General features: G+C 68.2%; 7 protein-coding genes and 1 tRNA gene. 2 read left to right on the top strand and 6 right to left on the bottom strand.

The window, feature by feature from the left end:
- Position 1: 1 nt before the first annotated feature.
- The 3 genes from ABTX24_RS18375 to ABTX24_RS18365 all read right to left on the bottom strand — a co-directional run bounded on the left by ABTX24_RS18375 (position 2) and on the right by ABTX24_RS18365 (position 3140).
- Entirely contained in the window at positions 2 to 994 is a 993-nt protein-coding gene (locus tag ABTX24_RS18375) for a branched-chain amino acid ABC transporter permease (RefSeq protein WP_160024276.1), read from the bottom strand.
- Between the two features lie 8 nt (positions 995 to 1002).
- Positions 1003 to 2343, bottom strand: coding sequence for an ABC transporter permease subunit (locus ABTX24_RS18370; protein WP_160024277.1), 1341 nt, complete (start codon positions 2341 to 2343; stop codon positions 1003 to 1005).
- Between the two features lie 167 nt (positions 2344 to 2510).
- Complete coding sequence (locus ABTX24_RS18365; protein ID WP_160024278.1) at positions 2511 to 3140, bottom strand: ANTAR domain-containing response regulator; 630 nt, start codon at positions 3138 to 3140, stop codon at positions 2511 to 2513.
- 72 nt (positions 3141 to 3212) lie between these two features.
- Here ABTX24_RS18365 and ABTX24_RS18360 point away from each other — a divergent pair.
- Together ABTX24_RS18360 and ABTX24_RS18355 are read left to right on the top strand one after the other, a co-directional pair.
- A tRNA-Leu gene (locus ABTX24_RS18360) sits at positions 3213 to 3298 on the top strand.
- Positions 3299 to 3330: 32 nt separating this feature from the next.
- Positions 3331 to 4110: a transcriptional regulator gene (locus tag ABTX24_RS18355; RefSeq protein WP_350841542.1), complete on the top strand. Its 780-nt coding sequence runs from the start codon at positions 3331 to 3333 to the stop codon at positions 4108 to 4110.
- Here ABTX24_RS18355 and pyk read toward each other — a convergent pair.
- The 3 genes from pyk to gltB all read right to left on the bottom strand — a co-directional run bounded on the left by pyk (position 4107) and on the right by gltB (position 11830).
- Positions 4107 to 5576, bottom strand: coding sequence for a pyruvate kinase (gene pyk / locus ABTX24_RS18350; RefSeq protein ID WP_350841540.1), 1470 nt, complete (start codon positions 5574 to 5576; stop codon positions 4107 to 4109). The two genes, ABTX24_RS18355 and pyk, sit on opposite strands and share 4 nt — an antisense overlap.
- Before the next feature lie 316 nt (positions 5577 to 5892).
- The gene (locus ABTX24_RS18345; RefSeq protein ID WP_160024281.1) at positions 5893 to 7359 is read right to left on the bottom strand and encodes a glutamate synthase subunit beta; all 1467 of its coding nucleotides are present in this window, start codon (positions 7357 to 7359) and stop codon (positions 5893 to 5895) included.
- Positions 7352 to 11830 carry a glutamate synthase large subunit gene (gene gltB / locus ABTX24_RS18340; protein WP_457164823.1) on the bottom strand — a complete coding sequence of 1493 codons (4479 nt, stop codon included), beginning with the start codon at positions 11828 to 11830 and terminating at the stop codon, positions 7352 to 7354. Before gltB ends, ABTX24_RS18345 begins: the two co-directional genes overlap by 8 nt.
- Positions 11831 to 11949: the final 119 nt, after the last annotated feature.

Below are 11949 nucleotides of genomic sequence, written 5' to 3'. Positions count from 1 at the left end.
GTCAGCGTCCATCGATCGCGATCTCCCTACGGTCGCCGATGATCCCCTGGGGACGGAAGATCATCAGCAGCATGATGGCCAGCCCCAGCATGATGTAGCGGATCACACTGGCCTGGGTGTCGGTCATGATCACCGTCGGGATCCATCCGCCCTTACCTGCCGACTGGCTGAAGAACGAGCCTAGCCCCGCGATCAGGAACCAGAACAGGACGGAGCCGATGACCGGGCCCATCACTCGGCCCGCGCCGCCGAGGAGCAGCGCGGCGAAGGCGTAGAAGGTGAGCAGCGTGGAGTAGTCGCTCGGCACGACCGAGGCCTGCTTGAGAGCCAGGAACATGCCGCCCAGACCACCGATGACACCACCGAGGGCGAGGGCCTGCATCTTGTACGCGAACACGTTCTTGCCCAGCGAGCGGACCGCGTCCTCGTCCTCACGGATCGAGCGGAGCACACGGCCCCACGGGCTGCGCATCAGCGCCCACACCAGCAGGCAGCACAGCGCGACCAGGATCCAGCCGACGGTCAGCGACCACAGGTCGTTGCGCCCGAAGGAGATGAACCCCAGGTCGAGGCCGCTGCTGTAGGGGTTGGCCTCCTGGAACGGCCTGGCGTATCCGTTGAGCCCGTTGGAGCCTCCGAAGGTGTCCTTCATCTCCACCGAGCCGAAGACGAACCGCAGCACCTCGGCTGCGGCGATGGTCACGATCGCCAGATAGTCGGCGCGCAGACGCAGCGTCGGCACACCCAGGACCACGGCGAGCAGCAGCGGGGCCACGATCGCCATGACGATACCGAGCCAGAACGGCGCCCCGTAGGTGACCACGGAGACGGCCAGACCATAGGCGCCCACCGCGACGAACCCGGCCTGGCCGAAGTTGAGCAGCCCGGTGTAGCCGAAGTGGATGTTGAGGCCGATGGCGGCCAGGGCGAAGACGATTGCCTGCGGGCCGAGTGCCTGCTGCAACGCTGCCCGGAGAATGTCGAGAATATCCATTGTCTCTCCTACCCGAGCCGCTCTTTACGACCCAGGATGCCCTGGGGCCGCACCAGCAGGATCACGATCATGATCAGCAGCGGGCCGATCTCCTTGATCGAGGCGGGTACGCCGAACAGCGGTCCGAGCTCGTAGACGAGCCCGATCACCAGCGAGCCGACGAGAGCGCCCCAGATCGTGCCGAGACCACCGAGGGTGACCGCGGCGAGGATGACCAGCAGGATCCGCATGCCCATGAAGCTGTTCACCTGCAGCTGCATCGCGTAGAGCACACCGGACAGCGCGGTCAACGCGCCACCGATCACCCACGCGTTGGTGATGACGCCGTCGACCCGCAGGCCGGAGGACGCGGCCAGTGCCGGGTTGTCCGAGACCGCGCGCATCGCCTTGCCCATCCGGCTCTTGGCCAGCCACAGGCAGACCGCGGTGATCGTGATGATCGCGACGAGCACGATGACCACCTCGCGGTCGGCGAGCGAGAGACCGAGGTAGTACCAGTGCTGCTCACGCTGCTGGCCGTTGTACTGCGACAGCGACCGGGTCGAGGAGCCGTAGAAGTACTGGAACAGGTAGCGCAGGAAGATCGCCAGGCCGATCGAGACGATCATCATCGCGATCAGGCCGGTGCCGCGCCGGCGCAGCGGACCCCACAGGATCTTCTCCTGTGCGAAGCCGCCCAGGCCACCGAGGAGGACCGCGATGATGCCGGCGAGGAGCACCGAGACCGAGGCCAGGGCGCCGGTCTTGAAGACCTGGTCGAAGGTCCAGGCCATCAACGCACCGAAGGTGAGCATCTCACCGTGGGCGAAGTTGGACAGGCCGGTCGTGCCGAAGATCAGCGAGAACCCGAGGGCGGCCAAGCACAGGACCAGGGCGAACACGATGCCCGCGCGCAGGTTCTGGGCGAGGTCCTTGCCGAAGTTCGACTCCTCACCGGCGGTGACCCCGATCGGGAAGATGGCCCGGTTGTTGGGCCCCTGGAAACGTACCTGGACGGTGGCCTCGCCCTTGGTGTCCTCGTCGAGGACCGTGCCTTCCGGGAGGGTCTTCTCGTCGAGGGTCACGGTGTATTTCCCGAGCTCATCGACGACGATGATCGCCACACCCTTGTCGTCGGTGACGCCCTCACCGGCCTTCTCGCCGTCCTTGCTGACCTCGAGGGTCACTCCCGGGATCGGTTTCGGATTGCCTTGGGCATCCTTGTTGGCCTCGTCCTGAAGCGTCACCTGGATCGCGGTGGCGTCCGGCGGTGGGGTCTCGGTTGCCTGTGCGGCACCCGGGCTCCCAACCAACAGCACCATCAGCGCACCGATGAGCGCGACGAGGACTCTGTAGAGCCGCTTGCGCACGTGGGTACTCCTGCCTGTGTGTCCTAAAGACGGACCCTGACACCAGCTGAATACGCTGGTCGGCCGGATCCGCGCGGGCAGTCTAGGCCGAGATCACCCACGAACAAGCCACAGGTTGACCCTCATTGGAGACCGCAACCGATCTGTGACGTGCCGTTTACACGGATTCAGGTACGTGGGCCACTCACGCCGTGCTCGATGACGCCCTCTGCGACCTGGCGCATCGACAGCCGCAGGTCCATCGCGGTCTTCTGGATCCACCGGAAAGCGTCGGGCTCGCTCAGCGTCAGACCCTCCTGCAGGATCCCCTTCGCCCGGTCGACCGCCTTGCGGGTCTCCAGCCGGTCGGTCAGACCGGCGACCTCCCGCTCGAGCTGGGCAAGCTCCTGGAAACGGCTCACCGCCAGCTCGATCGCCGGCACCAGGTCGGTGATGTTGAACGGCTTGACGAGGTACGCCATCGCGCCCGCGTCGCGGGCCCGCTCCACCAGGTCGCGCTGGGAGAACGCGGTCAGCATGACGACCGGCGCGATCCGGTCGCGCGCGATCGCCTCCGCCGCCGCGATCCCGTCGAGCACCGGCATCTTGACGTCGAGGATCACCAGGTCGGGTCTGTGCTCGGTGGCGAGCTCGATCGCGGCCTTGCCGTCGCCCGCCTCACCGACGACGTCGTAACCCTCCTCGGTGAGCATCTCCTTGAGGTCCATCCTGATCAAGACCTCGTCCTCCGCGATGACGACCGTACGCCGCGCCTGGCTCTCCGGGGTGCTGCTGGGGTTGCTCTGCGTCACGAGCACAGACTAGGCCATCGGAGGCACGTCCCGGTGCAGTGATTCCGCCCACGGTCCGGTAGATTTCTTCTCGATCCAGCCGGATTGGCGGAACGGCATACGCTGCGGTCTCAAACACCGTTGCCCGAAAGGGCTTGTGGGTTCGAATCCCACATCCGGCACCAAAATTGTCGGTGGCCACGCTCATGATGCTCGTATGCCCCACGTACGTCCCCAGTCCGTCGTCGACAGCGCACTGCGCTGCTCCGACGAGGGGATGCGCGACGCGGACAATGCGGCCAAGCACGGCGTTGCGATCAAGACGATCCGTCGATGGCGCCGGCTCTACCAACGTCGCGGGATCGTCCGCGGCCAGACCCATCTCGCTCCGCCATGTCCACGATGCGACGGGGGCGACCTTGATGACGAGGCGTACTCCGAGCTTCTTGGCTGGTATCTCGGGGACGGACACATCAGCGAAGGCCGGCGCGGTGTGTTCAATCTTCACATCATCAACGACCGGAAGTACCCCGACATCAACGAGCGCCTCGCGGTGCTGATGGCTCGTCTCAAACCCGGCGGTCGTCCGCATACTCGCCTCGTGGTCGGAGCTGTGATCACCACGATCTCGTGGAAACACCTCCCCTGCCTGTTTCCTCAACTCGGCCCCGGCCGCAAACACGAGCGCCCCATCGCCCTGGAGGACTGGCAGAAGGAGATCGTGACGGCTCATCCCGGACCGTTCCTACGCGGGCTGTTCCACTCTGACGGATGCCGGGTGAACAACTGGGCGACTCGTGTCGTCGCGGGCGAGAAGAAGCGCTACGCGTACGGTCGGTGGCAATTCGTCAACCATTCCGACGACATCCGCGACCTCTGCACATGGGCGCTCGATCTGGTCGGCATCCCGTGGCGCCGGTCGTCCTGGAAGACGATCAGCGTCTCGCGCCGCGAGGCAGTCGCCGAGCTCGACCGCCTCATCGGCCCGAAGTCCTAGCCCTTGCGCTCGTAGGCGGGCGCGACCTCGTTGATCGCGTCGCCGATGCGGTGGATGCGCAGCGCGTTGGTGGAGCCGGGGATGCCGGGAGGCGAGCCGGCGATGATGACGACGAGCTCGCCCTCCTCGACACGGCCGAGCTTGAGCAGGTTCTCGTCGACCTGGCGGACCATCTCGTCGGTGTGCTCGACCTCGTCGGTGCGGAAGGTCTCGGTGCCCCAGCTGAGCGCGAGCTGGCTGCGTACGGCATCGGAGGGGGTGAAGGCGAGCAGCGGGATCACACCGCGCAGCCGGGAGAGGCGGCGGGCGGAGTCACCGGAGGTGGTGAAAGCGACGAGGTATTTCGCGCCGACCCGGTCGGCGACCTCCGCGGCGGCCTTGGCGATGACTCCGGAGCGGGTGTGCGGGTCCCAGTCGATGGGGCTGAGCTCGGCGGCGCGGCTGCTCTCGGAGGAGAACGCGTGGCGCTCGGTGGCCGCGATGATGCGCGCCATCGTCTCCACGGTGTGGATCGGATAGTCGCCCACGCTCGTCTCGGCCGAGAGCATCACCGCGTCGGCGCCGTCGAGGACGGCGTTGGCGACGTCGTTGGCCTCCGCGCGGGTGGGCGCCGGGTTGGAGATCATCGAGTCGAGCATCTGGGTAGCGACGATGACCGGCTTGGCGTTGAGACGGGCCAGCTCGATGATCCGCTTCTGCAGGAACGGGACCTCCTCGAGCGGGCACTCCACGCCGAGGTCACCACGGGCCACCATGAACATGTCGAAGGCGGCGATGACCTCGTCGAGGTTGTCGATCGCCTGCGGCTTCTCGATCTTGGCGATGACCGGGACGACGCGCCCCTCCTCGTCCATGATCTTGCGGACGTCCTCGTAGTCCCTGGCGTTGCGGACGAAGCTGAGCGCGACCATGTCGACGCCGAGCTTGAGCGCGAACCGGAGGTCCTCCTCGTCCTTCTCGGACAGAGCCGGCACGGAGACGGCGACGCCGGGCAGGTTGATGCCCTTGTTGTTCGAGACCGGCCCGCCGACCAGCACCTCGGTGTGGACCTCGGTGTCGTCGACCGCGGTGACCCGCAGGCGCAGCTTGCCGTCGTCGATCAGGATCGGGTCGCCGACCTTCACGTCACCGGGAAGGCCCTTGTACGTCGTCCCGCAGATCTCGTCGTCACCCTGCACGTCGCGCGTGGTGATCGTCCAGGCCTGGCCGCGGCGCAGCGTCGCGGAGCCCTCCTTGAACCGCTCCAGCCGGATCTTGGGCCCCTGCAGGTCGGCGAAGATGCCGACGCTGTGCCCGCTCGCGGCGGCCGCCTCCCGCACCAGCGCGTAGTTGCTGGAGTGGTCGTCGTGGGACCCGTGGCTCATGTTCATCCGGGCGACGTCCATGCCTGCGTAGACGAGCTCGCGGATGCGACGCTCCGTCCCGACGGCGGGTCCCAGGGTGCAGACGATCTTCGCTCTTCTCACGGGAGCCCAGACTACCCCTCTGGAACGTTCAAACCAGCACCCGGACCTCGTCCTGATCAGGCCGTTCATCCAAGGTTTACGCCGTGGCCCGGGTCAGACGTGGTCGCTCCACGCTGGGCCCGGCGTGAGGTCACCGCCGGCTAGCCCCTCCCCGCAGGCGCGGGCAATGGAGGTGTGCCACAAACTCAGCGCCACAAGTGTGTACGAACGCTGTCGGATCCTCCGATCCGATGGCTGAGACCCGACTGGCCCGACACCTCCGAGATGGAGGTGCCGGGCCAGTGGTCGGCACTCCGTTGTGCCTCAGGCTGGGGTCTCAGACCATCAGCTGCCGGTCCGTCGGACGGATCGGCGCGGGCAGGTTGGTCGAGCCGGTGAGGTAGGTGTCGACGGCGGCCGCGGCGGCGCGGCCCTCGGCGATCGCCCACACGATCAGCGACTGCCCGCGACCCGCGTCGCCGGCGACGTACACGCCGGGGACCGAGGTGGCGAAGGAGTCGTCGCGGGCGACGTTGCCGCGAGCGTCGTACTCCACACCCAGCTGGGTGAGGAGGCCGTCCTTCTCCGGGCCGGTGAAGCCCATGGCCAGCAGCACCAGGTCGGCGGGGATCTCCTTCTCGGTCCCCTCCTTCTCGGTGAGCTTGCCGTCGATGAACTCGACCTCGACGAGCTTCAGAGCGCGTACGCGGCCGTCCTCGGTGCCGAGGAACTCCTTGGTGGAGACGGCGTAGACCCGCTCGCCGCCCTCCTCGTGCGCGGACGCGACCCGGTAGGTCATCGGGTAGGTCGGCCACGGCTGGCCCTCGGGGCGCTCCTCCGGCGGACGCGGCATGATCTCCAGCTGGGTGATCGACTCCGCGCCCTGGCGGATCGCGGTGCCGAGGCAGTCGGCGCCGGTGTCACCGCCACCGATGATGACCACGTGCTTGCCCTCGGCCAGGATCTGGTCGGGGACCGCCTCACCGAGCGAGGCCCGGTTGGACTGAGGCAGGTACTCCATCGCCTGGTGGATCCCGTCGAGCTCACGCCCGGGGACCGGCAGGTCGCGACCGACGGTCGAGCCGTTGGCCAGCACGATGGCGTCGTAGCGGTCCCGGAGCTGCGCACCGGTGATGTCGGTGCCGACGTCGACGCCCGGACGGAAGACCGTGCCCTCGCGACGCATCTGCGCCAGGCGCTGGTCGACCTGCGACTTCTCCATCTTGAACTCGGGGATGCCGTAGCGCAGCAGCCCGCCGATCTTGTCGGCCCGCTCGTAGACGGCCACGGTGTGGCCCGAGCGGGTGAGCTGCTGGGCGGCGGCCAGGCCCGCAGGACCGGAGCCGATGACGGCGACCGCCTTGCCGGAGAGCCACTCGGGCGGCTGCGGCTTGACGTGGCCCGCGTCCCAGGCCTTGTCGATGATCGCGACCTCGATGTTCTTGATGGTCACCGCGGGCTGGTTGATGCCCAGCACGCAGGCGGCCTCGCACGGAGCCGGGCAGAGACGACCGGTGAACTCGGGGAAGTTGTTGGTCGCGTGCAGGCGCTCCGAGGCGCCCTCCCAGTCGTTGCGCCAGACCAGGTCGTTCCACTCGGGGATGATGTTGCCGAGCGGGCAGCCCTGGTGGCAGAACGGGATGCCGCAGTCCATGCAGCGCGAGGCCTGGGTGTTGATGATCGGCAGCAGGGTCTTGCCGATCTTGCCCGGGTAGACCTCGTGCCAGTCCTTGACCCGCTCCTCGACAGGACGCCGGGTCGCGACCTCACGACCGTTCTTCAGAAAACCCTTCGGGTCAGCCATGGAGGACCTCCATAATCCGCTGCGCTGCCTCGTCCTCGTCGAGACCCTCCTCGAGGGCCTCCTCCTGGGCTTCGAGCACGCGCTTGTAGTCACTGGGCATGACCTGCGTGAAGCGGGTCGATGAGTTCGGCCAGTCGGCCAGGAGCGCCTCGGCCACGGCCGAGCCGGTCTCCTCGAGGTGGTCGCGGACCAGCTGCTCGAGCTCGGCGGCGTACTTCTCCTCCACGCCGGTGGCCTCGACCAGCTCGCCGTTGAGCCGCTGCTGCTGGAAGTCGAGGACCCAGGCGATGCCGCCGGACATGCCGGCCGCGAAGTTGCGCCCGGTCGGGCCGAGCACGACGACACGACCACCGGTCATGTATTCGCAGCCGTGGTCGCCGACGCCCTCGGTGACGATGCTGGCACCCGAGTTGCGGACCGCGGCCCGCTCCCCCACGCCCCCGCGGATGTGGATCCGCCCGCTGGTGGCGCCGTAGGCCAGGGTGTTGCCGGCGATGATGTGCTCCTCGGCGCGGAACCCGGCCGTACGCTCCGGGCGGATGACCACCCGGCCGCCGGAGAGGCCCTTGCCGACGTAGTCGTTGGCGTCGCCCTCCAGGCGCAGCGTCAGCCCCTTGGGGATGAACGCGCCGAAGGACTGGCCCGCGGAGCCGGTGAAGGTGATGTCGATCGTGCCCTCGGGCAGGCCCTCACCGCGGTAGCGCTTGGTGATCTCGTGACCGAGGATCGTGCCGACGGTGCGGTTGACGTTGCGGATCGGCAGCTGGGCGCGTACGGGCTCGCCGCGCTCGAGTGCCGGTGCCGCGAGCGGCAGCAGCTCGTTGACGTCGAGCGACTTCTCCAGACCGTGGTCCTGGCCCTTGGTGTTGTAGAGGGCCTGGTCGGAGAACTGCTGCGGCGACTCCACGCGGGTGAAGATCGGCGACAGGTCGAGTCCGGAGGCCTTCCAGTGGTCGATCGCGTCGCGGGCGTCGAGCGCCTCGGCGTGGCCGACGGCCTCGTCGATGCTCCGGAAGCCGAGCTCGGCGAGGAGCTCACGGACCTCCTCGGCGATGTAGCGCATGAAGTTGACGACGTACTCCGCCTTGCCGGTGAACCGCTCCCGCAGGACCGGGTTCTGGGTGGCGACGCCGACCGGGCAGGTGTCGAGGTGGCAGACCCGCATCATCACGCAGCCGGAGACGACCAGCGGCGCGGTGGCGAAGCCGAACTCCTCGGCACCGAGCAGCGCGGCGATGACCACGTCGCGGCCGGTCTTGAGCTGACCGTCGGTCTGCACCACGATCCGGTCGCGCAGGCCGTTGAGGAGCAGCGTCTGCTGCGCCTCGGCGAGGCCGAGCTCCCAGGGACCGCCGGCGTGCTTGAGGCTCGTCAGCGGGGACGCGCCGGTGCCGCCGTCGTGACCGGAGATCAGCACGACGTCGGCGTGGGCCTTGGAGACACCCGCGGCGACGGTGCCGACACCGACCTCGGCCACGAGCTTCACGTGGACACGAGCGCTCGGGTTGGCGTTCTTGAGGTCGTGGATCAGCTGAGCCAGGTCCTCGATGGAGTAGATGTCGTGGTGCGGCGGCGGGGAGATGAGGCCCACGCCCGGCGTCGAGTGACGCGTCTTGGCCACCCACGGGTAGACCTTGTGGCCGGGCAGCTGGCCGCCCTCACCGGGCTTGGCGCCCTGGGCCATCTTGATCTGGATGTCGTCGGCGTTGGTCAGGTATTCGCTGGTGACACCGAAGCGTCCCGAGGCGACCTGCTTGATCGACGAGCGGCGCTTGGGGTCGTAGAGACGATCCGGGTCCTCGCCGCCCTCGCCGGTGTTGGACTTGCCGCCGAGGATGTTCATCGCGACGGCGAGCGTCTCGTGAGCCTCCTGGGAGATCGATCCGTACGACATCGCGCCGGTCGAGAAGCGCTTGACGATCGCCTCGACGGGCTCGACCTCGTCGATCGAGATCTTCTGGCGACCCAGCTCCTCGGCGCTCTTGAGCTTGAAGAGCCCGCGCAGCGTCATCAGCCGCTCGGACTGCTCGTTGACGCGGTCGGTGTACTGCTTGAAGACGTCGTAGCGGCCGCTGCGGGTGGCGTGCTGGAGCCGGAAGACGGTCTCCGGGTCGAACAGGTGCGGCTCGCCCTCGCGGCGCCACTGGTACTCGCCACCGATGGGCAGCGCGCGGTGGGCGTTGGCGACGCCGTCGCGCGGGTAGGCGGTGGCGTGCCGCTTCGCGACCTCCTCGGCGATCACGTCGAGGCCGATGCCGCCGAGCTTGGAGGTGGTGCCGGTGAAGTAGCGGTCCACGACCTCCTTCGACAGGCCGACGGCCTCGAAGATCTGCGCGCCGGTGTAGGAGGCGACGGTGGAGACGCCGATCTTCGACATCACCTTGAGGACACCCTTGCCGAGCGCCTTGATCGTGTTGGCCATCGCCTTCTCGGCGTCGGCCTTCACGTAGTAGCCCTCGTAGGCGAGGTCCTCGACGGACTCGACCGCCAGGTAGGGGTTGACCGCAGCCGCGCCGTAGCCGATCAGCAGGGCCACGTGGTGGACCTCGCGTACGTCTCCGGCCTCGATCAGCAGGCCGACCTGCGAGCGGGTGCGCTCGCGGACCAGGTGGTGGTGGACGGCCCCGGTCAGGAGCAGCGACGGGATCGGCGCCATCTCCTGGGTGGAGTGGCGGTCGGAGAGGACGATGATCCGCGCGCCGTCCTCGATCGCCTGGGACACCTCGGCTGCGATCTCGTCCAGGCGGGAACGGAGCGCCTCCGCGCCGCCGTCGACCTCGTAGAGGCCGCGGACGATGTGGACCGCGAAGCCCGGCATGTCGCCGTCACGGTTGATGTGACGGATCTTGGCCAGGTCGTCGTTGGAGATGACCGGGAACGGCAGCACGATCTGACGACACGAGGCCGGACCCGGGTTGAGCAGGTTGGACTCGGCGCCGATGGTGCCGTTGAGGCTGGTGACGAGCTCCTCGCGGATCGCGTCCAGCGGCGGGTTGGTGACCTGCGCGAAGAGCTGGGCGAAGTAGTCGAACAGCATCCGCGGCTTGTCGCTCAGCGCCGCGATCGGGCTGTCGGTGCCCATCGAGCCGATCGGCTCGGCGCCGGTGTTGGCCATCGGCGCGAGCAGGATCCGAAGCTCCTCCTCGGTGTAGCCGAAGACCTGCTGACGGCGGGTGACGCTCGCGTGGGTGTGGACGATGTGCTCGCGCTCGGGGATGTCGTCGAGGCGTACGAGACCGGCGTGGAGCCACTCGTCGTAGGGGTGCTCGGCGGCGAGCTCGGACTTGATCTCGTCGTCCTCGATGATGCGGTGCTCCGCGGTGTCGACGAGGAACATCTTGCCCGGCTGCACGCGGCCCTTGCGGACGACGGTGGCGGGGTCGATGTCGTCGAGCACACCGGCCTCGGAGCCGAGCACGACGAGTCCGTCCTCGGTGACCCAGTAGCGGGAGGGACGCAGGCCGTTGCGGTCGAGGACCGCGCCGATCTGGGTGCCGTCGGTGAAGACCACCGACGCGGGCCCGTCCCAGGGCTCCATCAGCGAGGAGTGGAACTCGTAGAACGCCTTGCGGGCGGGGTCCATCTCCTCGTGCTTCTCCCACGCCTCCGGGATCATCATCAGCATGGCGTGCGGCAGGCTGCGGCCGGCCAGGTGGAGCAGCTCGAGGACCTCGTCGAAGGAGGCCGAGTCGGAGGCGCCCTCGGTGCAGATCGGGAAGAGCCGCTCGAGGTCGCCGGGGATCAGCTCGGACTCGAGCAGCGACTCGCGCGCCTTCATCCAGTTGCGGTTGCCCATGACGGTGTTGATCTCGCCGTTGTGGGCGATGAACCGGAACGGGTGGCTCAGCGGCCAGCTCGGGAAGGTGTTGGTCGAGAACCGGCTGTGCACGACGGCGATCGCCGAGGCGACGCGCTCGTCGACCAGGTCGGGGAACACCTCGGCCAGCTGGGGCGTGGTGAGCATGCCCTTGTAGACGATGGTGCGGCTCGACAGCGACGGGAAGTAGACGTCGGTCTCCTTCTCCGCACGCTTGCGCAGGCAGAAGGAGAGCCGCTCCAGGGCCAGGCCCGTGACGCGCTGCTTGGCACCGGCCACGAAGAGCTGGCGGAAGGTCGGCATGACCGCGAGGGCGGTGGCGCCGAGCGAGTCGGGGTTGACCGGTACGTCGCGCCACCCGAGGACCTCGAGGCCCTCCTCGGTCGCGATCTCCTCGACCATCTTCACGGTGCGCTCGACCTGGTCGGCGTCGCCTGGGATGAAGGCGGTGCCGACGGCGTAGGCACGCTCGGCCGGAAGGTCGAAGTCGACGACCTCACGCAGGAAGGCGTCGGGGACCTGCAGCAGGATCCCGGCGCCGTCGCCAGAGTTGGTCTCGGCGCCGGCGGCGCCGCGGTGGTCGAGATTCACCAGGGCACGGATGCCCTGCTTCACGATGTCGTGGCTGGCCACGCCGGTCAGCGTCGCAACCATGGCGACGCCGCAGGCGTCCTTCTCGAACCGAGGGTCGTAGAGGCCCTGGGGGGATGGATACGAGTGCTCGTACGGCACCGGGATCTCCCGTCTGTCCGGGCTCAGGCACGCACCGACCG

This window comes from Nocardioides sp. NPDC127514 (assembly GCF_040302125.1).
GTDB lineage: Bacteria > Actinomycetota > Actinomycetes > Propionibacteriales > Nocardioidaceae > Nocardioides.
This window is presented reverse-complemented; position numbering and strand designations above follow the sequence as displayed.